The sequence below is a fragment of the Mycolicibacterium septicum DSM 44393 genome, from assembly GCF_000455325.1.
Taxonomy (GTDB): domain Bacteria; phylum Actinomycetota; class Actinomycetes; order Mycobacteriales; family Mycobacteriaceae; genus Mycobacterium; species Mycobacterium septicum.
Genome location: NZ_HG322951.1, coordinates 2,493,339 through 2,515,075, shown reverse-complemented (window position 1 = coordinate 2,515,075; position 21,737 = coordinate 2,493,339). Strand labels below are relative to the sequence as shown.

The window sequence follows — 21,737 nt, the reverse complement described above, 5'->3', positions numbered from 1 at the left end:
GATGAACCTGCCGGCGAAGGTCGATATCCGCGAGGTATGCCTGCGTGACGGCCTGCAGATCGAGACGCCGATTCCGTTGTCCGCCAAGGTTGCGATCCTCGAAGCCATCGTCGCCACCGGGGTGCGGGAGGTGGAGGCCACGGCATTCGTCTCCCCGTCGAAAGTGCCTGCACTGGCCGACGCGGCCGAACTCGCCGAAGAACTACACAGATTCCCCGAGGTGGAGTTCTCCGCGCTGGTGGCCAGCCCCAACGGCGCCAAACGTGCCATCGCCGCCGGCCTGCGCTCGATCGAGTACGTGGTGTCCGCTTCGGATGCCCACTCCCATTCCAACGTGGGACGCACCTCGGCCGAGGCCACGGCACAGATCGCCGACATCGTGGCCATCGCGGGTGACAGCGACACCTCGGTGGAGGTGATCATCGCCACCGCGTGGGACTGCCCGTTCGACGGCCCGACCGATCCGCAGCGGGTGCTCGACATCGCCTCGGCTGCTGTCGGTTTCGGAGCGAACCGCTTGGCGATCGCCGACACCATCGGCACGACCACCCCGCGCCGGGTCAGCTCGTTGATCGAGAAGGTCCGGCCGCTGATAGGTGACCTGCCGCTGGGCGCACACTTCCACAACACCCGCGGAGCGGGACTGGCCAGTGCCTATGCGGCCGTCCAGTCCGGAGTCACCCGCCTGGACGCGTCGGTCGGCGGTTTGGGCGGCTGCCCGTTCGCACCGGGGGCCAGCGGCAACATCGCCACCGAAGACCTGGTCTACATGTTGCGCGACAGCGATATCGACGTCGACGTCGACCTGACTGCGGCCATCGACGCGGCCCGTGTCGCCCAGGATGCCGTGGGCCATGAACTTCCCAGCGCGCTGCTGCGGGCCGGCGACCGGATCCTGGGCTGAGGCGTCGATGACCGCCGCCGAGCTGGGCACCAAGGGCCGCCAGACCCGGTCTGCCATCGAGTTGGCCGCACGGAAGCTCTTCGCCGAGCGCGGCTTTCACGGCACCACCCTGTCGGACATCACCTCGGCCGCGGGCAAGAGCCCGGCGGTGTTCTATCGGTATTTCACCGACAAAGAGGATCTGCTGGCGGCGCTGGCCGAATCGTTCCTGCATGACGTCGTGGAACCATCCGGACTGAATCTGCACCTGCCGGACTCCCCCGACGACACCGACTTCTTCACCACGGTGGTCACCGGCTACTGGAACATCTTCAAACAGAACATCGGCATCATGATCGCGGTCGCCCAGCTGGCGGCCACCCAACAGCGATTCGCCGACGTGCAGAACAAGTTCCGGCGGTTCGGCATCGACATCGTCATCGCGTCGGTGCGCCACGCCCAGGAACAGGGCCACGCTCAAGGACTGCAGCCGGAACATGTGGGCGCGGCGATCGCCTTGTTGTTCGAGAACTTCACCACGGTCTTCGTCGGCCAGTCCGGGCTCGGCATCGAGATCGGCGATGCCGACGCCATCGCCACCCTGTCCACCATCTGGAAGAGAACCTTGTACGGCTTCTGACCCGAGCCTCAGACCCGAGAAAGAGAGATCATCGTGGATTTCGCTTTGCCCGACCATCTTTCAGCTGTGCTCACCGAGATGGACGAGTTCATCGAGGCCGAGATCAAGCCGCTTGAGCGTGAGCACATGCAGTACTTCGACCAGCGCCGCGAATATGCCCGCACCGACTGGGAGAACGGCGGAGTGCCCGCCCGCGCCTGGGAGGACCTGCTCGACGAGATGCGTCGACGTGCCGATGCCGCCGGCTGGCTGCGGTACGGCCTGCCCGCCCGGTTCGGTGGGCGTGACGGCAGCAACCTGGACATGGCGGTCATCCGGGAACACCTGGCGCACAAGGGCCTCGGGCTGCACAACGATCTGCAGGACGAATCCTCGATCGTGGGCAACTTCCCACAGGTGATCATGATGGACCGGTTCGGTACCGAGGCGCAGAAGTCCGAATGGGTCGAGGCGATGCTCACCGGCAAGCGTTCGATGGCGTTCGGTCTGACCGAGCCCGACCACGGTTCGGATGCGACCTGGCTGGAGACGACCGCGATACCTGACGGGGATGGCTGGGTCATCAACGGTCGCAAGCGGTGGAACACCGGAGTACACCGGGCCACCCACGATCTGATCTTCGCCCGGACCTCCGGCGAACCCGGGCAGGCCCGAGGCATCAGCGCATTCCTGGTTCCCACCGATTCGCCGGGATTCACCGTCCCGTTCTATTGGTGGACGTTCAACATGCCCACCGATCACGGCGAGGTCGAGTTGAACAACGTGCGGGTGCCCGCCGATGCGGTGCTCGGTGAGATCGACCGCGGCCTGGAGGTCGGGCAGACGTTCCTGCACGAGAACCGGATTCGTCAGGCCGCGAGCAGCCTGGGCGCGGCCCAGTTCTGTATCGACCGCGCGGTGGACTACGCCAACCGGCGCATGGTGTTCGGCAAGCCGCTGGCGGTGAACCAGGCCGTGCAGTGGCCGTTGGTGGAACTGCAGACCGAGGCGCAGATGGTCAGGCTGCTGGTCCGATACGCCGCAACGCAGTTGGACCAGAACCACCACATGGAGGTGTCCGACAAGGTGTCGATGGCCAACTACCGCGCCAACCGCCTGGTGTGCGAAGCCGCCGACCGGGCCATGCAGGTGCACGGTGGCATCGGCTACAGCCGTCACGAACCGTTCGAGCACATCTACCGCCATCATCGTCGCTACCGCATCACCGAAGGTGCCGAGGAGATCCAGATGCGCCGGGTGGCGCAGCGGCTGTTCGGGTTCGGCAAGGCCAAACGGTGAGCGAGGCCGCCCTTCTCGTTCCGCGGCTGGTCGACGTCCTCGCGCCGGTGCTGGGCGACGAACCGGCGGTGGAGAACCTGCGCGAGCTGACCGGCGGAGCCAGCCGCACCACGTGGTCCTTCGACGCCGTCACGGACTCGGCTCGTCGTGCGCTGATCCTGCGCACCGGCGCGCCCGACGAGATCCACGCCGGGATGGAACTGGAGGCCGGTGCCCAACGGGCGGCGGCGCTGGCCGGGGCGCCGGTCCCCCACGTTCTGGTCGCCGACAATTCCGTTGCCGCGCTGGGTGATCCCTTCCTGATCTGTGACTTCATCGGTGGCGAGACCATCGTGCGGCGCATCCAGCGCCGGCTCGACGATGCCGGCCGGACCCGGCTGCTCGCCCAGTGCGCACAGGCGCTGGCCGCCATCCACCGGGCCGAGCCGCCCGCGCTACCCGGTCTCGTCGAGCAGGACCAGCTGTCCCAGTGGCGCGAACAGCTCGACGAGATGGGCGACACCACGGCCACTTTCGAGTGGGCGTTTCGCTGGCTGGCCGCCAACCGGCCGCCCGCGTCGCCACTGCGGCTGGTGCACGGCGACTTCCGGATGGGCAATGTGATCGTCGACGACTCGGGCCTGGCCGCGGTGCTGGACTGGGAGTTGGTGCACCTCGGCGAGGTGTACGAGGACCTGACCTGGTTCTGCATCCGGGCCTGGCGGTTCGGGGCCCCGGCCGCCCTCGGCGCCGGTGGGCTGGGCAGCATCGAGAGCTTTCTGAACGCCTACGAGGAAGCCGGCGGCGCCACCCTCGACAGGTCCGCGATCCGGTGGTGGCTCGTGCTTGCCACGCTGCGCTGGGGCGTCATCTGCCGCTATCAGGCCGAACGTCACCTGAGCGGGCAGACCCGGTCGGTGGAGCTGGCGACGATCGGCCGACGGGTCTGCGAGACCGAGTGGGACCTGTTGACTCTGCTGGACGGGAGCAGCTGGTGAGCAACCTGTACGGACGGCCGACGGCGGCCGAGCTCGTCGCCGCGGTCGCCGAATTCCTCGACACCGAGGTGCGCGACAGTGAGACGGTCGCGGCTCCGGTGAAATTTCAGGCCAGGGTCGCGGCCAATGCGCTACGCATGGTCGAACGCGAACTGCTGGCCTCCGACACCCCTGCGGCAGCCACGACGGCCCTGGCGGATCTCGGGTTCACCGATGAGGCCGCGCTGGCCACGGCGATCCGGACCGGTGAACTCGACGACCGACCCGACGACGTCACCGCCTGCCTGCGGGCCTTGGTACGTCAACGGCTTGCCGCCGCACATCCGGGCTACGACGAGCAGTGAACCCGTCAGAGCCTGCGGATCCGGGCCAGCCACGCCGGCTCGTCCACCCGGGCTCCGACCTGCTCGCCCAGCGCCTCCGCATGGGCAGCGCCGACCACGCCGCGGTACGTCGTGGTGTCCAGGGCCTCCAGTTCCCAGCCCTCGGCGAAGGCCCGGCGGATCACCTCGGCGCTGACCTGCGGCCCGAATCCGCGGCCCGCGTCGGACAGTGCCAGAACATGCACCGTCGCACCGGGACGGGCCGCTCGGTGCAGGCTGGCCACATAGCGCGGCCGGTCGGCATCGTCGAAGACGTGGAACAGCGCGCTGTCGACGATGGTGTCGTACCGCGGGCCCGGCGACTCGCCGAGGCGGGTGGCGTCGGCGACGGCGAAGTGCGCGTCGATACCCCGCTGCGCGGCGTTCTCCCGGGCCTGGGCGACGGCATGTTCGGAGAAGTCGATGCCGAGCACGTCATAGCCGAGCCGGGTCAGCAGCATGGTGTGCTCGCCGGCACCACAGCCGACGTCGAGTACCTTGCCGCCCAGGCGGCCCGTGCGTTCCAACTCGACGATGGCCGGTTGCGGTTCGCCGATGACCCACGGCGCGGAACGCGACTCGTAGGCTTCGTCGAACAGCGAATGTGCGGGCGTGGAGTTCATGATTCGAGTCTGAAACCTGAATGGCCATTGAGGTCAAGCCCTAACCGAGGAGCCGATGATGTCCCCTGCCGAAGTTTCAGTCGTCGACGACGTCGCGCACCGACTGTTCGCTGCGATCGAGCGCGGCGACAAGGCGGGCGTGGCCCAACTGTGGGCCGACGACGTCGCGGTATGGCACACGGGCGATCCGAAGGACAACGACCGGACCCGCGCGCTGAAGGTCATCGACTGGTTCATCAACGCCACCCGCGAGCGCCGCTACGAGGTGCTGGACCGGCAGTTCTTCGACGGCGGCTTCGTCCAGCAACATGTCCTGCACGCCGGTGCCCGTGACGGCACATTGATCGCACTGCGGGTGTGCATCGTGATCAGAGTGGGTACCGACGGTCTGATCCATCGCATCGACGAGTATTTCGATCCGAAGGACATCGCGCCCCTGTTCACCTGAACGTCCACCCGCACCGAACCGACGAAATGGAGGTGTCATGGCCACGACCAGCGACATCCTGACCGCAAGCGCCGGAAACTGGACGCTGATCCCGGATCGGTCCACGGTGACGTTCCGGAACAAGACGCTGTGGGGCCTGGCGACGGTCACCGGGAGGTTCACCGAGTTCACCGGTGAAGGGTCCGCCGGCGCCGGGGTGAACGGCCGGGTGGTGATCGCGGCGGCATCGGTTCGCACCGGGATCGGTAAGCGGGACAACCATCTGCGGTCGGCCGATTTCTTCGATGTCGAGGCGCATCCCGACATCACCGTGCAGGTGACAGGTTTGGAGCCGTCCGACGACAGCGTGCGGTTGACGACGGTCCTGACGGTTCGCGGAGTGTCGAAGCCCGTCGAGTTACCGATCGACACGGAGGTACTCGACGACGGCGCGCTGCGACTGTCGGGCCGTTGTGAGGTTCAGCGAGACGACTTCGGCGTGTCGGGAGACCTGCTCGGGATGGTCGGTCCGACGACGGTCCTGTCGGGTGAACTTGTGTTCACCCGAGTCTGATGCCCCGCAACAGAATTCGCTGAGTTGTCCGGCCTACGGCGCCCTGCGCAGTAGCATCGGCGTCATGGCCGGCCCCGCGCCGCTGCACATCCTGGTGTACAGCGACAACCCGCGCACCCGCGAACAGGTACGTTTCGCCCTGGGCAAACGCGTGCATCCGGAACTGCCCGAACTGGAATACGTGGAGATCGCCACCGCACCGATGGTGGTCTCGCGGATGGACGCCGGCGGTATCGACCTGGCCATCCTCGACGGTGAAGCCACCCCCGCCGGGGGCATGGGGGTGGCCAAACAGCTCAAGGACGAGGTCGCGAAGTGCCCGCCGATCCTCGTACTCACCGGGCGGCCCGACGATGCCTGGCTGGCTAGCTGGTCACAGGCCGAGGCGGCGGTGCCACACCCGATCGACCCGATCCGGTTGGGCGACGCGGTGGTGTCGCTGCTGCGCACCCCGGTCCAGTAACTTTTCCGCGAATTGCCCTGTTGCCGTTGATTGTTCGCGGCATGGCTGTGGCCGCAGCGACACGCTGCCCCGATATGAAACGATACTAACCAAAATGTGTGGCACAGGCCGCAAACCTCGCTAGGCTGTGGGTTAGCTCACATCGACAGCCCAGCGAGGGAGCGATAAGTGGCATGAATTTATATACGCCCATCCTGGTTCTCGGAGCGATCGCGGCCGCTTTCGCCGTGGGTTCCGTGGGGATCGCGCTCGTGATCGGCCCGCGCCGTTACAACCGGTCCAAACTCGAGGCCTACGAATGCGGGATCGAGCCGATGCAGCCCGGGGCCGCCGGCGTGACCGGTCAGCGCATGCCGATCCGCTACTACCTGACCGCGATGTTGTTCATCGTGTTCGACATCGAGATCGTCTTCCTTTACCCGTGGGCTGTGGCGTTCGACAGCCTCGGTTTGTTCGCGCTGGTGGAGATGCTGCTGTTCATGCTCACGGTGTTCGTGGCATACGCCTATGTCTGGCGGCGAGGGGGCCTGAATTGGGACTAGAGGAACGTCTGCCCGGTGGAATCCTGCTGTCGACGGTCGAGGCAGTCGCAGGCTACGTGCGTAAGGGGTCGTTGTGGCCCGCCACGTTCGGCCTGGCCTGCTGCGCCATCGAGATGATGTCGACGGCCGGACCACGTTTCGACATCGCCCGGTTCGGTATGGAGCGCTTCTCGGCGACGCCGCGACAGGCCGATCTGATGATCGTGGCGGGCCGGGTGAGTCAGAAGATGGCGCCGGTGCTGCGCCAGATCTACGACCAGATGGCCGAGCCGAAATGGGTGCTGGCCATGGGGGTTTGCGCCTCCTCGGGCGGGATGTTCAACAACTATGCCGTGGTCCAGGGCGTCGATCACGTGGTTCCCGTGGACATCTACCTGCCCGGCTGCCCACCGCGACCGGAGATGCTGCTGCACGCAATCCTGAAGCTGCACGACAAGATTCAGCAGATGCCGCTCGGGGTGAACCGCGAGGAGGCCATCCGGGAAGCCGAACAGGCCGCACTGGCCGTCACCCCCACCATCGAACTCAAAGGCCTGCTGCGGTGAGCACGGTCAACGGAAGCGGCGAGAGCACCGACGCGGGCACCGGTCAGGGGCCCGAGGTGATCGGGACGCGCCGCGGCATGTTCGGCGCCACGGGCACGGGCGACACGTCCGGATACGGCCGGTTGGTGCGTTCGGTGGCATTGCCCGGCAGCTCCCCCCGGCCCTACGGAGGGTATTTCGACGAGGTGGTCGACCGGCTCGCCGAACTCCTCGGCGAGGAGCGCTATGCGGTCTCGATCGAGCGCGTGGTGGTTCATCGAGATGAGCTGACCCTGGAGGTCAGCCGGGTCCAACTACCCGCCGTGGCCAGCATCCTTCGCGACGATCCCCAATTGCGGTTCGAGCTGTGCCTGGGTGTGAGCGGGGTCCACTACCCCGACGACACCGACCGCGAACTCCATGCGGTCTACCCGCTGATGTCGATCACCCACAACCGCCGGATCCGGCTGGAAGTCGCGGCGCCCGACGGGGATCCGCACATCCCGTCGCTGTTCTCGGTATACCCCACCACCGACTGGCACGAGCGCGAGACCTACGACTTCTTCGGCATCGTGTTCGACGGGCATCCGGCGTTGACCCGGATCGAGATGCCCGACGACTGGGTCGGACATCCCCAGCGCAAGGACTATCCACTGGGCGGGATTCCGGTCGAGTACCACGGCGCGCAGATTCCGCCGCCCGATCAGCGGAGGTCATACAACTGATGAGCACCGAATCCCCCGTCGTGGTGGTCGGCGGACAGGACTGGGACGACGTGGTGGCCGCGGCCCGCGAGCACGCCGGCGAACGCATCGTGGTCAACATGGGTCCCCAGCATCCGTCGACCCACGGGGTGCTGCGGTTGATCCTGGAGATCGAGGGCGAGATCATCACCGAAGCCCGTTGCGGCATCGGCTATCTGCACACCGGCATCGAGAAGAACCTGGAATACCGCAACTGGACCCAGGGCGTCACCTTCGTCACCCGGATGGACTATCTCTCGCCGTTCTTCAACGAGACGGCGTACTGCCTGGGTGTGGAGAAGCTGCTCGGCATCACCGACGACATCCCGCCGCGGGCCAGCGTCGTGCGGGTGATGCTCATGGAGCTCAACCGGATCTCCTCACATCTGGTGGCGCTGGCCACCGGCGGTATGGAGTTGGGTGCGATGTCGGCCATGTTCTATGGGTTCCGGGAACGCGAAGAGATCCTGCGGGTCTTCGAGTCGATCACCGGCCTGCGCATGAACCATGCCTATATCCGGCCGGGCGGGCTGGCGGCCGACCTGCCCGACGACGCGGTCAGCCAGGTCCGGGCACTGGTCGATCTGCTGCCGAACCGCTTGCAGGACTTGGAGGATCTGCTCAACGAGAACTACATCTGGAAGGCGCGCACCGTCGGTGTCGGGTATCTCGATCTGACCGGGTGCATCGCGCTCGGGATCACCGGTCCGGTATTGCGCTCCACCGGACTCCCCCACGATCTGCGTCGTGCGCAACCGTATTGCGGTTACGAGGACTACGAATTCGACGTCATCACCGATGACGGCTGCGACTCTTACGGCCGGTACATCATCCGGGTCAAGGAGATGCGGGAGTCGGTGAAGATCGTCGAGCAGTGCCTGGAGAAGCTGGCGAAAATCGGCCCCGGTCCTGTGATGATCACCGACAAGAAGCTCGCCTGGCCGGCCGATCTCAAGGTCGGCCCGGACGGACTGGGCAACTCCCCCGAGCACATCGCCAAGATCATGGGCCACTCCATGGAGGGGCTGATCCACCACTTCAAGCTCGTCACCGAGGGCATCCGGGTACCGGCCGGGCAGGTCTACGTCGCGGTGGAGTCCCCTCGTGGGGAGCTCGGGGTGCACATGGTGTCCGACGGCGGCACCCGGCCCTACCGCGTGCACTACCGCGACCCCTCGTTCACGAATCTGCAAGCGGTGGCGGCGATGTGCGAAGGCGGCATGGTGGCCGATGCCATTGCGGCGGTGGCGTCGATCGATCCGGTCATGGGCGGTGTGGACCGCTGATGAGCGCTTGCGCGAAGAGGAAACGCGTCATGAGCGCTTGCGCGAAGAGGAGACAGCACGGATGACTGAAGTGTTCCTGGAGCTGGGGCAACGCCCCGATGAAGCGGGCCCGCCGATCAACGGGCCCGCGGCATATCCGGAGGAGGTGACAGCCCGGCTCACTGCCGACGCCGAACAGATCACCGCCCGCTATCCCGACGCCCGCTCGGCGCTGCTGCCGCTGCTGCACCTGGTACAGGCCGAGGACGGATGCCTCACCCCCGCCGGAATCGGTTTCTGCGCGGGGCTGCTGGGACTGACCGATGCCGAGGTCACCGCGGTCGCCACGTTCTACTCGATGTACCGGCGCACGCCTACCGGCGACTATCTCGTCGGCGTGTGCACCAACACGTTGTGCGCGATCATGGGCGGCGACGCGATCCTGGACGCACTGCAGGATCATCTGGACATCCACGCCGGGGAAACGACTGCGGACGGCCGGGTCACCCTCGAACACATCGAGTGCAATGCGGCATGCGACTACGCCCCGGTGGTGATGGTGAACTGGGAGTTCTACGACAACCAGACTCCTTCGTCGGCACGGGATCTGGTGGACGGCCTGCGCGGCGGAACACCCCCGGCACCGACCCGCGGGGCACCGCTGTGCACCTTCCGGGAAACGGCTCGCACCTTGGCCGGTCTGACCGATCCGCATGTCCCGGGCGGCGCCCCTGGGACGGCCACCCTGGCCGGCCTACGCGAGGCCCGGAAGCGCGGAATGTCCACTCCTGAGGCAGGTCCGACCACATGACCGCACTGACCCCGGTACTCAGCCGATTCTGGGACGAACCAGAACCGTGGACGTTGGACACCTATCGCCGCCACGACGGTTACCGCGGGCTGGAGCGGGCCCTGGCGATGGGGCCGGACGACGTGATCGCGCTGGTCAAGGATTCCGGGCTGCGTGGACGCGGCGGCGCCGGTTTCCCGACCGGGACCAAGTGGTCGTTCATCCCGCAGGGTGAAGACGGGGCGGGCGCCAAGCCTCATTACCTCGTGGTCAACGCCGACGAGTCGGAACCCGGTACGTGCAAGGACATTCCGCTGCTGTTGACCACTCCGCACTTCCTGGTCGAGGGTGTGATCATCGCGGCCTATGCGATCCGGGCCCGCCACGCGTTCATCTACGTACGCGGCGAGGTGCTGCCCGTGCTGCGGCGTCTGCAGGCCGCCGTCGACGAAGCCTATGCGGCCGGATATCTCGGAAACAACATCCTGGGTTCGGGCGTCGATCTGGAACTGACCGTGCATGCCGGTGCGGGCGCCTACATCTGTGGCGAGGAGACCGCACTGCTGGATTCCCTGGAGGGCCGGCGCGGCCAGCCACGGTTGCGCCCACCGTTTCCCGCCGTCGCCGGCCTCTACGCGTGCCCGACCGTCGTCAACAATGTCGAGTCCATCGCCAGCGTCCCGCCCATCCTCGTCAACGGTGTGGATTGGTTCCGGTCGATGGGATCGGAGAAATCCCCTGGCTTCACGTTGTATTCGCTGTCGGGTCACGTCAACCGGCCCGGTCAGTACGAAGCGCCGCTCGGGATCACGCTGCGCGAGCTGCTCGACTACGCGGGCGGGATCCGGTCTGGCCATTCTCTGAAGTTCTGGACCCCGGGCGGCTCGTCGACACCGCTGCTGACGGCCGAACACATCGACGTGCCACTGGATTACGAGGGCATGGCCTCCGTCGGGTCCATGCTCGGCACCAAGGCGCTGCAGATCTTCGACGAGACCACCTGTGTGGTGCGGGCCGTGCGGCGGTGGACGCAGTTCTACGCCCACGAGTCCTGCGGGAAGTGCACACCGTGCCGTGAGGGCACCTACTGGCTGGCCCAGATCTATGCCCGGCTGGAAACCGGGGCGGGTAGCCAGGCCGACATCGACAAGCTGCTCGACATCGCCGACGGCATCTTCGGAAAGTCGTTCTGCGCATTGGGAGACGGTGCGGCCAGCCCGATCATGTCCTCGATCCAGCATTTCCGGGACGAGTACGTGGCGCACCTGGACGGGGGCTGCCCGTTCGATCCGCACGCCTCGACGTTGATGGCGACCGAAGGGGCGGGTGCGTAGACCGATGATTCATCCCGCGAGCAGACGCGTAGGTGCCCCGGATGCGGGCATTTCGGGTACCTGCGCGTCTGCTCGGCCTAACAAAGGGGGGCGTGCATGACATTGGCTGAGCCGACCAAGGACACCCCGCCGGTGGAGATGGTGTCGCTGACCATCGACGGTGAACAGATCAGTGTCCCCAAGGGCACGTTGGTGATCCGCGCCGCCGAACTGATGGGCGTCCAGATCCCCCGGTTCTGCGATCATCCGCTACTCGATCCGGTCGGGGCGTGCCGGCAGTGCCTCGTCGAGGTCGAGGGCCAGCGCAAACCGATGGCCTCGTGTACCACCACGGTCAGCCCGGACATGGTGGTACACACCCAGTACAGCTCGGAAGCGGCCGACAAGGCGCAGCGCGGCGTGATGGAGCTCCTGCTGATCAACCATCCGCTGGACTGCCCGATCTGCGACAAGGGCGGCGAATGTCCGCTACAGAACCAGGCGATGTCCAACGGGCGCCCGGAGACCCGGTTCGAGGACGTCAAACGGACGTACCCGAAGCCCATCAACATCTCCTCCCAGGTACTGCTGGACCGTGAACGGTGCGTGCTGTGCGCGCGCTGCACCCGGTTCTCCGCACAGATCGCCGGTGACCCGTTCATCGAGCTGCTGGAACGCGGTGCGCTGCAACAGGTCGGTATCGCCCCGGGCGAACCGTTCCAGTCGTACTTCTCCGGCAACACCGTGCAGATCTGCCCGGTCGGCGCCCTCACCGGGACGGCCTACCGGTTCCGGGCCCGGCCGTTCGACCTCGTCTCCAGCCCCAGTGTCTGCGAGCACTGCGCGTCGGGTTGCGCCCAGCGCACCGACCATCGACGCGGGAAGGTACTGCGCCGCTTGGCCGGCGACGATCCCGAGGTCAACGAGGAGTGGAACTGCGACAAGGGCCGATGGGCGTTCAGCTACGCGACCGTCGGCGACCGGATCACCACGCCGTTGATCCGTGAGGACGGCGTATTGCGGCCGGCTTCGTGGTCGGAGGCGCTGACCGTGGCGGGGGCCGAACTGCTGGCCGCGGGCACGAACACCGGGGTGCTGGTGGGTGGGCGCACCACGGTGCAGGATGCCTACGCGTACTCGAAGTTCGCCCGAATGGTGCTGGGCACCAACGACATCGACTTCCGGGCCCGGCCGCACTCCGCCGAGGAGGCCGATTTCCTCGCGGCACGCATCGCCGGACAACCCATGACGCTGCGCTATGCCGAACTGGAGAAGGCACCAACGGTGCTGCTGGTCGGGCTGGAGCCCGAAGAGGAATCCCCGATCGTCTTCCTTCGGCTGCGCAAGGCCGCCCGCAAGAACGGCCAGCAGGTACTCGCGGTGGCACCCTTCGCCAGCCGTGGGCTGACCAAGATGGCGGGCACCCTGATTCCGGCGGTTCCCGGGACCGAAGCTGCCGCACTGGATGCGCTGCAGACCGACGAGCGGCTGCGACGCCCGGGCGCGGTGATCCTGGTGGGTGAACGACTGGCCACCTCACCAGGTGCACTGTCGGCCGCGCTGCGGCTCGCCTCGACCACTGGCGCCCGGCTGGCCTGGATTCCCCGCCGGGCCGGCGAGCGCGGCGCGCTGGAAGCCGGCGCCCTGCCGAACCTGCTGCCCGGCGGGCGCCCCGTCGATGACGCCGAGGCGCGGAACCAGACTGCCGCGGTGTGGAACACGTCCGATCTGCCCGGCGCCGCGGGCCGCGACACCGGTGCCATTCTGGCTGCGGCCGCTGACGGACGGCTCTCGGCGCTCATCGTCGGCGGCGTCGAGGTCACCGACCTGCCCGACCCGGCCACGGCCTTGGCCGCACTGCGCGCCACTCCGTTCGTGGTGAGCCTGGAACTGCGCGAGAGCGAGGTCACCGAACTGGCCGACGTGGTCTTCCCCGTGGCTCCGGTGGTGGAGAAGGGCGGCGCATACCTCAACTGGGAAGGCCGGATTCGTCCGTTCGAGCCGGCACTGCAGACCAACGCGATCCCCGACCTGCGGGTGCTGCACTACCTGGCCGACGAGATCGGCGTCGACCTCGGCCTGACCGGGCCCGAAGCCGCCGACAGCGAGCTGGCCCGGCTCGGCACCTGGACCGGACCCCGCCCCGCCGGTCCGTCGTCGGCACCCCAGCCGCCCCCTGCCCCGGGCCCGGGACAGGCAGTGCTGGCCAGCTGGCGTCTGCTGCTCGACGCGGGACGCCTTCAGGACGGCGAACCGTACCTGGCCGGCACCGCGGTCAGCCCCGTGGTGCGCCTCTCCCCGGCCACGGCCACCGAACTCGGTGTGACGCCGGGAGATCCGGTGACCGTCAGCACCGATCGCGGTTCTGTCACTCTGCCGCTGTCGATCGCCGAGATGCCCGACCGGGTGGTGTGGGTGCCGACCAATTCCCCGGGGTCGGCGATCCATCGCCAACTCGGGGTGACCGCCGGAGCACTGGTTTCGATCGGGCGGGCCGAGTCATGACCTACCCCGACCCCACTCTGTTCGGTCACGACCCGTGGTGGCTGATCCTGGCCAAGGCGCTGGGGGTGTTCGTCTTCCTGCTCCTCACGGTGCTCTCCGCGATCCTGATCGAACGTAAGGTGCTGGGCCGCATGCAGCTGCGGCCCGGCCCGAACCGGGTCGGCCCCTGGGGTCTGCTGCAGTCGTTGGCCGACGGCGTGAAACTCGCCCTCAAGGAGGGCCTCACCCCCGCCGGCATCGACAAGCCCATCTACCTTCTGGCGCCGATCATCTCGGTGATCCCGGCGTTCATGGCGTTCGCGGTGATCCCGATGGGCGGCGAAGTCTCGGTGTTCGGTCACCGCACCGCACTGCAACTGACCGATCTACCCGTGGCGGTGCTCTATATCCTCGCCGTCACCTCCATCGGGGTGTACGGCATCGTCCTGGCCGGCTGGGCGTCCGGATCCACCTACCCCCTGCTGGGTGGCCTGCGATCGAGCGCCCAGGTGATCTCGTACGAGATCGCGATGGCCTTGTCGTTCGCCGCGGTGTTCCTCTACGCGGGCACCATGTCCACCTCCGGCATCGTCGCGGCGCAGGACCGCACCTGGTACGTGTTCCTGCTGCTGCCCTCGTTCGTGGTGTACGTGACCTCGATGGTGGGCGAAACCAACCGGGCGCCTTTCGATCTGCCCGAGGCCGAGGGAGAACTGGTCGGCGGGTTCCACACCGAGTACTCGTCACTGAAGTTCGCCATGTTCATGCTCGCCGAGTACGTGAACATGACCACGGTCTCCGCCCTGGCCACCACGATGTTCCTCGGTGGCTGGCATGCACCGTTCCCGTTCAACCTGATCGACGGCGCCAACAGCGGCTGGTGGCCGCTGCTGTGGTTCACCGCCAAGGTGTGGACGTTCATGTTCCTGTACTTCTGGCTTCGGGCCACCCTGCCCCGGTTGCGCTACGACCAGTTCATGGCATTGGGCTGGAAGGTGCTCATCCCCGTGTCGCTGGTCTGGATCATGGTCGTCGCGGTCACCCACAGCCTGCGCGAGCACGGCTACCACAACTGGGCCACCGGCCTGGTGACCACCGCGGTGGTGGTTGTCGCGGTGCTGGCCGTCGCGCTGTGGAAGGCACTGCGCGGCAGAACCGTTCAGCCGATACCGCAGCAGAGCACCGGGGCCTATCCGGTACCGCCGCTGCCGAACGCTGGGAAGGAGGCCGTCGATGCCTAAATTCCTCGACGCCCTGGCCGGATTCGCGGTCACGTTCAGTTCGATGTTCAAAAAGACACTCACCGAGCAGTATCCGGAGAAACCCGGGCCGGTGGCACCGCGCTATCACGGCCGCCATCAGCTCAACCGCTACCCCGACGGCCTTGAGAAGTGCATCGGCTGCGAGTTGTGCGCCTGGGCCTGCCCGGCCGACGCCATCTTCGTCGAAGGCGCCGACAACACCGGCACAGAACGGTTCTCGCCAGGTGAGCGCTACGGCCGGGTGTACCAGATCAACTACCTGCGCTGCATCGGATGCGGGTTGTGCATCGAGGCGTGCCCGACACGCGCCCTGACGATGACCAACCAGTACGAGATGGCCGACGACAACCGCGCAGATCTGATCTGGGGCAAGGACAAGCTGCTGGCCCCGCTGCAACCCGGCATGCAGGCGCCCCCGCATGACATGGCACCGGGCAGCACCGACGACGACTACTACCTCGGCCGGATCAACCCGTTGACCGAGGACGTCCAGTGAGCCCCGACGTCGTGCTACTCGCCGCGAGCACGTCGACGTCGGAGGCAGTTCTGTTCTGGATCCTCGGGATCGTCGCGGTGCTCGGCGCCATCGGAGTGGTAGCCGCACCGAAAGCGGTGTACTCCGCGGTCTTCCTGGCCTGCACCATGATCTCGCTGGCAGTGCTCTACATCGCCCAGGGCGCCCAGTTTCTCGGGGTGGTCCAGGTGGTGGTCTACACCGGTGCGGTGATGATGCTGTTCCTGTTCGTGATGATGCTCATCGGGGTCGACCTGTCCGAATCCTTCGCGGAAACACTGCGCGGCCAACGTCTTGCGGCCCTCGCCGCCGGTACCGGATTCGGCATCCTGTTGATCGCCGGGATCGGCAATGTATCGGTTGCCGGCTTCACCGGGCTGGCGCAGGCCAACAGCGGCGGCAATGTGGAGGGGCTCGCGGCGCTGATCTTCACCCGCTACCTGTGGGCATTCGAACTGACCAGCACACTGCTGATCACCGCGGCGCTGGGCGCGATGGTGCTCGCACACCGGGAGCGCGTCGAGCGCCGCAAGACCCAGCGCGAACTGGCCGTCGAGCGGTTCCAGGCCGGCGGGCATCCGACCCCGCTGCCCAACCCCGGCGTCTATGCCCGCCACAACGCGGTCGACGTCCCGGCCCGGCTGCCCGACGGCTCCGACGCGGCGTCATCGGTCAGCGCCATTCTGCCGCACCGCACGATGAGTAACTCGGCGAACGGGGAGGGGTGATGCCGTGAATCCCGACAACTATCTGTACCTGTCGGCGTTGTTGTTCACCATCGGCGCGTCAGGAGTGCTGTTGCGACGCAATGCCATCGTGATGTTCATGTGCGTCGAGCTCATGCTCAACGCCGCCAATCTGGCGTTCGTGGCGTTCTCCCGCATGCACGGTCAGCTCGACGGGCAGGTGGTGGCGTTCTTCACCATGGTGGTCGCCGCCTGCGAGGTGGTGGTGGGCCTGGCGATCATCATGACGATTTTCCGCACCCGCCGTTCGGCCTCGGTCGACGATGCCAGCCTGCTGAGGCACTAAGGGCGACATGACGATTCCCATATGGCTCGTGATCGCCCTGCCCGCCGCCGGAGCCGTTGTGCTGTTGTTGAGCGGCCGACGTTCCGATCGGTGGGGACATCTGTTGGGTTGCGCGACGGCGCTGGGCGCGTTCGTCCTCGGGGCCGTGCTGTTCGCCCAGATGCTGGGCCGCGACGGCGAGCACCGTGCGATCGGCGAATCGCTGTTCTCCTGGGTGCCGGTCGCCGGCCTGCAGGTCGACTTCGGATTGCAGCTCGATCAGCTGTCGGTGTGCTTCGTGCTGCTGATCACCGGCGTCGGATCCTTGATCCACATCTATTCGATCGGGTACATGGCCGAAGATCCTGATCGGCGAAGGTTTTTCGCGTATCTGAACCTGTTCTTGGCAGCCATGCTGCTGCTCGTCCTCGCGGACAACTACCTCGGCCTGTACGCCGGGTGGGAAGGCGTGGGCTTGGCCTCGTATCTGCTGATCGGGTTCTGGTCGCACAAGCCCTCGGCTGCCGCCGCGGCCAAGAAGGCGTTCGTCGTCAACCGCGTCGGCGACATGGGCCTGGCCATCGCGCTGATGATCATGTTCGCCACCATCGGGTCGATCTCGTTCGCCGGGGTCTTCAGCGCCGCACCGTCATTGAGCGAGCCCACGCTCACCGCGATGGGGCTGCTGCTGTTGTTGGGCGCCTGCGGCAAATCAGCCCAGGTGCCGCTACAGTCCTGGCTCGGAGATGCGATGGAGGGCCCGACCCCGGTGTCGGCGCTCATCCACGCCGCCACCATGGTCACCGCCGGCGTCTACCTGATCGTGCGGTCCGGGCCGATCTTCGATCTGGCCCCGAGCGCCCAGACCGGTGTGGTCATCGTCGGTGCCGTCACGCTGCTGTTCGGTGCGATCGTCGGCTGCGCCAAGGACGACATCAAGAAGGCCCTGGCCGCATCCACGATGAGCCAGATCGGCTACATGGTGTTGGCCGCCGGGCTCGGCCCGGCCGGTTACGCGTTTGCGATCATGCACCTGCTCACCCACGGCTTCTTCAAGGCAGGCCTGTTCCTCGGCGCAGGGTCGGTGATGCACGCCATGAACGACGAGGTGAACATGCGCCGCTACGGCGGGCTGCGCAAGCTCCTGCCGATCACGTTCGCCACCTTCGGGCTCGGCTATCTGGCCATCATCGGGGTACCGCCGCTGGCGGGCTTCTTCTCGAAAGACAGCATCATCGAGGCGGCGCTGGGTGCCGGGGGCATCCGGGGCGTGATCCTCGGCGGGGCAGCGATTCTCGGCGCCGGGATCACCGCGTTCTACATGACCCGGGTGATGCTGATGACCTTCTTCGGCGAGCCGCGCTGGGATGAGAAGGCACATCCGCACGAGGCCCCGGCCGTGATGACCTGGCCGATGATCCTGCTCGCGGTCGGCTCGGTGGTCTCCGGTGGCGCGCTGGCCATCGGCGGCACGCTGTCGCACTGGCTCGAGCCGGTGGTCGGGGCTCACGAGGCACACCACGCGATCCCGGCGTGGGTGGTCACGGTGATGGTGCTCGCGGTCGTCGCGGTCGGCATCGCGGTGGCCTACCGGATGTACGCGCAGCGGCCGGTCCCGGCCGAGGTGCCCGACGGGTCGGCGCTGACGGTGGCCGCCCGCCGCGATCTGTACGGCGACGCATTCAACGAGGCGGTGTTCATGCGAGGCGGCCAGACCCTGACCGCGGCGCTGGTCGCCGTCGACGACAAGGTGGTCGACGGCACCGCGGGCGGGCTGGCTGCTCTGGTGAGCCGAACGTCGAATGGACTGCGCCAGTTGCAGACCGGCTTCGCCCGGTCCTACGCGCTGTCCATGCTCGGCGGGGCGGCTCTGGTGGTGGCGACGATCCTGGCGGTGCGACTGTGGTGAGCACATTTCCGTGGCTGACGGCGCTTTGGGCGCTCCCGACGGTGGGGGCCGCGGTGGTGATGCTGCTCCCGGCCGCACAACGGGCACTGGCGAAATGGCTGGCACTGGCGATCTCGCTGGCAGCCCTTGGCCTGGCGGGCGTGATTGCCGTCGGCTTCGACCCGGCCGGCGAGCAGTATCAGTTCGTCGAATCGCACCGCTGGATCCCGTCCTTCGGTACCGGTTACATCCTCGGGGTCGACGGGATCGCCCTCGCTCTGGTCGTTCTCACCGCGGTGTTGCTGCCGCTGCTGATCATCGCGGGCTGGAATGATGCCGCCCACCAGACCGGGCTCGGCGGCCGGGGCGTGCAGGCCTACCTGGCCCTGACGCTGGCCGTCGAGGGCATGGTATTCATGTCTCTGGTAGCTCTGGACATCCTGCTGTTCTACGTGTTCTTCGAAGCCATGCTGATCCCGATGTACTTCCTGATCGGTGGGTTCGGCGGGGAACACCGCTCGAAAGCGGCAGTGAAGTTCCTGCTGTACAACCTGTTCGGCGGTCTGGTGATGCTGGCCGCGGTGATCGGGCTGTACGTGGTCACGGCGGGCAGCGACGCATTCGATTCGGGCACCTTTGATTTCCGGGCCATCGTCGCGGCGGTGTCGTCCGGCGAGTTCGCGATCAACCCCGCGGTGGCGAACTTCTTGTTCCTCGGTTTCATGTTCGCGTTCGCGGTCAAGGCACCGCTGTGGCCGTTCCACCGGTGGCTGCCCGATGCCGCGGTCCAGGCCACCCCGGCCAGTGCGGTGTTGATGATGGCGATCATGGACAAGGTCGGCACCTTCGGCATGCTGCGCTACTGCCTGCCGCTGTTTCCGGATGCAGCGACGTATTTCCGTCCACTGGTCATCACGCTGGCGGTGATCGGCATCATCTACGGCGCCGTCCTGGCAATTGGTCAGACCGATGTGATGCGCCTGATCGCCTACACGTCGATCTCCCATTTCGGCTTCATCATCCTGGGCATCTTCGTGATGACCAGCCAGGGCCAGTCCGGTTCGACGCTGTACATGATCAATCACGGGATCTCCACGGCCGCACTGTTCCTGATTGCAGGGTTCCTGGTGTCGCGGCGCGGTTCCCGCTTGATCGACGCCTACGGCGGCGTGCAGAAGGTCGCCCCGGTGCTCGCCGGCACGTTCCTGGTGGCCGGCCTGGCGACGTTGTCGCTGCCGGGTCTGGCGCCCTTCATCAGTGAATTCCTGGTTCTCATCGGCACATTCACGCGCTATCCGGTGGTCGCGGTGTTCGCCGCCACCGCGCTGGTGCTGTCCGCGGTGTACATCCTGTGGATGTACCAGCGGATGATGACGGGTCCGGTCCGCGACGAGCTGCTCGACGGTGAGAACAAGGTACGGGATCTGGTGCCACGCGAGCTCATCGTCGTGGCACCGTTGATCGCGCTGCTACTGGTGTTGGGGATCTATCCCAAACCCGCTCTGGACGTGATCAATCCGGCCGTGCAGCACACCTTGACCACCATCGGACAGAGTGATCCGGTGCCGAGCGCACCACCGACCATCGCCGAGGGGGGCCGCTGATCATGGTAACGCCGAGCATCGAGTACGGCCTGCTCTCCCCCATGCTGATCGTGTTCGGGGTCGGGGTGGCCGGTGTGCTGGTCGAGGCCTTCCTGCCTCGGGCGGCCCGGTATCGGGTACAGGTCACGCTTGCGCTGGGTGGCTTGGTGGCCGCCGTGGTGGCGGTCGCGCTGCTGGCCCGCGACCTGCACGGCACCCCCGGCAGGCCCGCGGTGCTGGGCTCGGTGGTGCTCGATGCCCCGGCGTTGTTCTTGCAGGGCACCATCGCCCTGGTCGGCATACTGGGCATCCTTCTCATCGCCGAACGCCAGCCTGCCTCAGAGACTTCCGGCGATCCCCGCGGTCTGGACGGCTTCACACCGCAGGCGTCGGCGGTACCGGGGAGTGTGGCCGAGAAGCTGGCCACGAAGACCGGTGTGATGCAGACCGAGGTCTTTCCGCTGACCATGTTCGCCATCGGCGGCATGCTGCTGTTCCCGGCCGCCGACGATCTGCTGACCATGTTCATCGCGCTGGAAGTGCTGTCGCTGCCGCTGTACCTGCTGTGCGGGCTGGCCCGCCGCCGGCGGCTGCTGTCGCAGGAAGCATCCCTGAAATACTTTCTGCTGGGCGCATTCTCGTCGGCATTCTTCCTGTATGGCGCGGCCATGCTGTACGGCTACGCCGGGACCCTGGACCTGAACGGCATCGCCAACGCCGTGGTCACCAAGGCACCCAACACCCCGCTCGCGCTGATCGGTATCGCCCTGCTGCTGGTCGGGGTGTTGTTCAAAGTCGGTGCTGTCCCCTTCCATTCATGGATCCCCGACGTGTACCAGGGTGCCCCCACCGCGATCACCGCGTTCATGGCCGCGGCCACCAAGATCGCCGCGTTCGGCGCCATGCTGCGGATCTTCTACGTCGCAGTGCCGCAGTTGCGCGACGATTGGCGGCCGGTCCTGTGGGCGATCGCCATCCTGACCATGGTGGTCGGCACCATCACGGCCGTCACCCAGACCGACGTCAAACGCATGCTGGCGTACTCCGCGGTCGCACACTCGGGTTTCATCCTCACCGGCGTGATCGCCGCCAACCCCGCCGGGGTGTCCGCGACGCTGTTCTATCTCTTCGCGTACGGCTTCAGCACACTGGGGGCGTTCGCGGTCGTCGGCCTGGTCCGCAACGCCACCGGCGAGGAGGCCACCGGCATGGCCCAGTGGGCCGGGCTGGGTCGACGCTATCCGATTGTCGGCGCAGTGTTTTCGCTGTTCCTGTTGGCGTTCGCCGGGATTCCGCTGACGAGCGGGTTCGTCAGCAAGTTCGCGGTGTTCAAGGCCGCGGGTGAAGGCGGGGCGATCCCGTTGGTCATCGTCGGCGTCATCGCCAGTGCCGTCGCGGCCTACTTCTACGTGCGGGTGATCGTGCTGATGTTCTTCACCGATCCACCCGACGACGCACCCGAGGTGGTCGTCCCCAGCAGGCTCACCACCGCCGTCATCACCGTCACCGCGGCCATCACGTTCGCGCTCGGTGCATTGCCGCAGCCGTTGCTCGATCTGGCCAACAACGCCGAGACCTTCCTGCGGTGAGG

The 21,737-nt window shown here is 66.8% G+C and carries 23 protein-coding genes; 22 read left to right on the top strand and 1 reads right to left on the bottom strand.

Features of this window, described 5'->3' with window-relative positions; genetic code table 11:
- Position 1 precedes the first annotated feature (1 nt).
- The 5 genes from TX88_RS11830 to TX88_RS11810 are packed head-to-tail and all read left to right on the top strand — an operon-like array spanning position 2 to position 4,122.
- Positions 2–904, top strand: coding sequence for a hydroxymethylglutaryl-CoA lyase (locus tag TX88_RS11830; RefSeq protein ID WP_044516969.1), 903 nt, complete (start codon positions 2–4; stop codon positions 902–904).
- 7 nt (positions 905–911) lie between these two features.
- On the top strand, positions 912–1,523 hold the full coding sequence (locus TX88_RS11825; RefSeq protein ID WP_044519336.1) for a TetR/AcrR family transcriptional regulator: 612 nt from the start codon (positions 912–914) through the stop codon (positions 1,521–1,523).
- Between the two features lie 33 nt (positions 1,524–1,556).
- Positions 1,557–2,801, top strand: coding sequence for an acyl-CoA dehydrogenase family protein (locus TX88_RS11820; RefSeq protein WP_044516967.1), 1,245 nt, complete (start codon positions 1,557–1,559; stop codon positions 2,799–2,801).
- The gene (locus TX88_RS11815; RefSeq protein WP_044516966.1) at positions 2,798–3,778 is read left to right on the top strand and encodes a phosphotransferase family protein; all 981 of its coding nucleotides are present in this window, start codon (positions 2,798–2,800) and stop codon (positions 3,776–3,778) included. The genes TX88_RS11820 and TX88_RS11815 overlap by 4 nt, the downstream gene beginning before the upstream one ends.
- Positions 3,775–4,122 (top strand): DUF6285 domain-containing protein, encoded by a 348-nt coding sequence (locus TX88_RS11810; protein WP_044516964.1) that lies wholly within the window; start codon positions 3,775–3,777, stop codon positions 4,120–4,122. Before TX88_RS11815 ends, TX88_RS11810 begins: the two co-directional genes overlap by 4 nt.
- A 5-nt stretch (positions 4,123–4,127) precedes the next feature.
- On the opposite strand, the gene TX88_RS11805 is transcribed toward TX88_RS11810, so the two are convergent.
- Complete coding sequence (locus tag TX88_RS11805; protein ID WP_044516962.1) at positions 4,128–4,763, bottom strand: class I SAM-dependent methyltransferase; 636 nt, start codon at positions 4,761–4,763, stop codon at positions 4,128–4,130.
- Positions 4,764–4,821: 58 nt separating this feature from the next.
- Here TX88_RS11805 and TX88_RS11800 point away from each other — a divergent pair, with 58 nt between their 5' ends.
- From TX88_RS11800 to nuoN, 17 genes are all read left to right on the top strand, one after another.
- Positions 4,822–5,211 carry a nuclear transport factor 2 family protein gene (locus TX88_RS11800; protein WP_044519335.1) on the top strand — a complete coding sequence of 130 codons (390 nt, stop codon included), beginning with the start codon at positions 4,822–4,824 and terminating at the stop codon, positions 5,209–5,211.
- Between the two features lie 37 nt (positions 5,212–5,248).
- The gene (locus TX88_RS11795; RefSeq protein WP_044516961.1) at positions 5,249–5,764 is read left to right on the top strand and encodes a YceI family protein; all 516 of its coding nucleotides are present in this window, start codon (positions 5,249–5,251) and stop codon (positions 5,762–5,764) included.
- 64 nt (positions 5,765–5,828) lie between these two features.
- Positions 5,829–6,227: an Rv3143 family two-component system response regulator gene (locus TX88_RS11790; protein ID WP_044516959.1), complete on the top strand. Its 399-nt coding sequence runs from the start codon at positions 5,829–5,831 to the stop codon at positions 6,225–6,227.
- A gap of 173 nt (positions 6,228–6,400) precedes the next feature.
- Positions 6,401–6,769, top strand: a complete 369-nt coding sequence (locus TX88_RS11785) for an NADH-quinone oxidoreductase subunit A (protein ID WP_044516957.1) — start codon at positions 6,401–6,403, stop codon at positions 6,767–6,769.
- On the top strand, positions 6,760–7,314 hold the full coding sequence (locus TX88_RS11780) for a NuoB/complex I 20 kDa subunit family protein (protein ID WP_036388633.1): 555 nt from the start codon (positions 6,760–6,762) through the stop codon (positions 7,312–7,314). The genes TX88_RS11785 and TX88_RS11780 overlap by 10 nt, the downstream gene beginning before the upstream one ends.
- Positions 7,311–8,018: an NADH-quinone oxidoreductase subunit C gene (locus tag TX88_RS11775; protein ID WP_044516955.1), complete on the top strand. Its 708-nt coding sequence runs from the start codon at positions 7,311–7,313 to the stop codon at positions 8,016–8,018. The genes TX88_RS11780 and TX88_RS11775 overlap by 4 nt, the downstream gene beginning before the upstream one ends.
- Complete coding sequence (gene nuoD / locus TX88_RS11770) at positions 8,018–9,322, top strand: NADH dehydrogenase (quinone) subunit D (protein ID WP_044516953.1); 1,305 nt, start codon at positions 8,018–8,020, stop codon at positions 9,320–9,322. The genes TX88_RS11775 and nuoD overlap by 1 nt, the downstream gene beginning before the upstream one ends.
- A 61-nt stretch (positions 9,323–9,383) precedes the next feature.
- Complete coding sequence (nuoE, locus tag TX88_RS11765) at positions 9,384–10,112, top strand: NADH-quinone oxidoreductase subunit NuoE (RefSeq protein ID WP_110918054.1); 729 nt, start codon at positions 9,384–9,386, stop codon at positions 10,110–10,112.
- Positions 10,109–11,425 carry an NADH-quinone oxidoreductase subunit NuoF gene (nuoF, locus tag TX88_RS11760; protein ID WP_044516952.1) on the top strand — a complete coding sequence of 439 codons (1,317 nt, stop codon included), beginning with the start codon at positions 10,109–10,111 and terminating at the stop codon, positions 11,423–11,425. Before nuoE ends, nuoF begins: the two co-directional genes overlap by 4 nt.
- Before the next feature lie 96 nt (positions 11,426–11,521).
- Complete coding sequence (locus tag TX88_RS11755; protein WP_044516950.1) at positions 11,522–13,909, top strand: NADH-quinone oxidoreductase subunit G; 2,388 nt, start codon at positions 11,522–11,524, stop codon at positions 13,907–13,909.
- On the top strand, positions 13,906–15,129 hold the full coding sequence (nuoH, locus tag TX88_RS11750) for an NADH-quinone oxidoreductase subunit NuoH (protein ID WP_044516948.1): 1,224 nt from the start codon (positions 13,906–13,908) through the stop codon (positions 15,127–15,129). The genes TX88_RS11755 and nuoH overlap by 4 nt, the downstream gene beginning before the upstream one ends.
- The gene (gene nuoI / locus TX88_RS11745; protein ID WP_044516947.1) at positions 15,122–15,646 is read left to right on the top strand and encodes an NADH-quinone oxidoreductase subunit NuoI; all 525 of its coding nucleotides are present in this window, start codon (positions 15,122–15,124) and stop codon (positions 15,644–15,646) included. The genes nuoH and nuoI overlap by 8 nt, the downstream gene beginning before the upstream one ends.
- Complete coding sequence (locus tag TX88_RS11740) at positions 15,643–16,392, top strand: NADH-quinone oxidoreductase subunit J (protein ID WP_044516945.1); 750 nt, start codon at positions 15,643–15,645, stop codon at positions 16,390–16,392. The genes nuoI and TX88_RS11740 overlap by 4 nt, the downstream gene beginning before the upstream one ends.
- 4 nt (positions 16,393–16,396) lie before the next feature.
- Positions 16,397–16,696, top strand: coding sequence for an NADH-quinone oxidoreductase subunit NuoK (gene nuoK / locus TX88_RS11735; RefSeq protein ID WP_044516943.1), 300 nt, complete (start codon positions 16,397–16,399; stop codon positions 16,694–16,696).
- 7 nt (positions 16,697–16,703) lie between these two features.
- Positions 16,704–18,584, top strand: a complete 1,881-nt coding sequence (nuoL, locus tag TX88_RS11730; RefSeq protein WP_044516942.1) for an NADH-quinone oxidoreductase subunit L — start codon at positions 16,704–16,706, stop codon at positions 18,582–18,584.
- Complete coding sequence (locus TX88_RS11725; RefSeq protein WP_044516940.1) at positions 18,578–20,167, top strand: NADH-quinone oxidoreductase subunit M; 1,590 nt, start codon at positions 18,578–18,580, stop codon at positions 20,165–20,167. Before nuoL ends, TX88_RS11725 begins: the two co-directional genes overlap by 7 nt.
- 2 nt (positions 20,168–20,169) lie before the next feature.
- The gene (gene nuoN / locus TX88_RS11720; protein ID WP_044516939.1) at positions 20,170–21,735 is read left to right on the top strand and encodes an NADH-quinone oxidoreductase subunit NuoN; all 1,566 of its coding nucleotides are present in this window, start codon (positions 20,170–20,172) and stop codon (positions 21,733–21,735) included.
- Positions 21,736–21,737 lie beyond the last annotated feature (2 nt).

Excerpts from the sequence above, each read along its gene's own strand:
- TX88_RS11830 (WP_044516969.1), top strand. The coding sequence starts at position 2 with ATGAACCTGCCGGCGAAGGTCGATATCCGCGAGGTATGCCTGCGTGAC.
- TX88_RS11825 (WP_044519336.1), top strand. The coding sequence starts at position 912 with ATGACCGCCGCCGAGCTGGGCACCAAGGGCCGCCAGACCCGGTCTGCC.
- TX88_RS11805 (WP_044516962.1), bottom strand. The coding sequence starts at position 4,763 with ATGAACTCCACGCCCGCACATTCGCTGTTCGACGAAGCCTACGAGTCG.
- TX88_RS11800 (WP_044519335.1), top strand. The coding sequence starts at position 4,822 with ATGTCCCCTGCCGAAGTTTCAGTCGTCGACGACGTCGCGCACCGACTG.
- TX88_RS11795 (WP_044516961.1), top strand. The coding sequence starts at position 5,249 with ATGGCCACGACCAGCGACATCCTGACCGCAAGCGCCGGAAACTGGACG.
- TX88_RS11790 (WP_044516959.1), top strand. The coding sequence starts at position 5,829 with ATGGCCGGCCCCGCGCCGCTGCACATCCTGGTGTACAGCGACAACCCG.
- TX88_RS11785 (WP_044516957.1), top strand. The coding sequence starts at position 6,401 with ATGAATTTATATACGCCCATCCTGGTTCTCGGAGCGATCGCGGCCGCT.
- nuoD (WP_044516953.1), top strand. The coding sequence starts at position 8,018 with ATGAGCACCGAATCCCCCGTCGTGGTGGTCGGCGGACAGGACTGGGAC.
- nuoE (WP_110918054.1), top strand. The coding sequence starts at position 9,384 with ATGACTGAAGTGTTCCTGGAGCTGGGGCAACGCCCCGATGAAGCGGGC.
- nuoF (WP_044516952.1), top strand. The coding sequence starts at position 10,109 with ATGACCGCACTGACCCCGGTACTCAGCCGATTCTGGGACGAACCAGAA.
- TX88_RS11755 (WP_044516950.1), top strand. The coding sequence starts at position 11,522 with ATGACATTGGCTGAGCCGACCAAGGACACCCCGCCGGTGGAGATGGTG.
- nuoH (WP_044516948.1), top strand. The coding sequence starts at position 13,906 with ATGACCTACCCCGACCCCACTCTGTTCGGTCACGACCCGTGGTGGCTG.
- nuoI (WP_044516947.1), top strand. The coding sequence starts at position 15,122 with ATGCCTAAATTCCTCGACGCCCTGGCCGGATTCGCGGTCACGTTCAGT.
- nuoL (WP_044516942.1), top strand. The coding sequence starts at position 16,704 with ATGACGATTCCCATATGGCTCGTGATCGCCCTGCCCGCCGCCGGAGCC.
- nuoN (WP_044516939.1), top strand. The coding sequence starts at position 20,170 with ATGGTAACGCCGAGCATCGAGTACGGCCTGCTCTCCCCCATGCTGATC.